Below are 281 nucleotides of genomic sequence, written 5' to 3'. Positions count from 1 at the left end.
CTCGCTCGACTTGCATGTGTTAGGCCTGCCGCCAGCGTTCGTTCTGAGCCAGGATCAAACTCTCAAGTTGAAAGGCCTTACAGCCTATCCTTGACGTTCGAACCTCTGCACATCTCCAATAATCGGCTAAGATTATTGGATGTCATCTGTCTGTATGTGCTTCAGTACCAAAGGTACCGAAGAACCGTACAAGACAGTGAAGCTGACACTCAATCATCGGCCAAAAGCCTATGAGCGCGATATGCAGCGTTTGATACATCGAATGAACCAAACCGCCCACA

1 rRNA gene is annotated in these 281 nt (G+C 48.8%); it reads right to left on the bottom strand.

Going from position 1 to position 281, the window contains the following annotated elements:
- Positions 1–70, bottom strand: a 16S ribosomal RNA gene (locus AB9K37_RS01805); the annotation flags it as partial.
- Positions 71–281 lie beyond the last annotated feature (211 nt).

The organism is Donghicola sp. XS_ASV15 (assembly GCF_041224595.1).
Taxonomy (GTDB): Bacteria; Pseudomonadota; Alphaproteobacteria; order Rhodobacterales; family Rhodobacteraceae; genus Donghicola.
The sequence above is the reverse complement of the archived record's forward strand: the minus strand, read 5'-3'. Positions and strand labels throughout refer to the sequence as shown.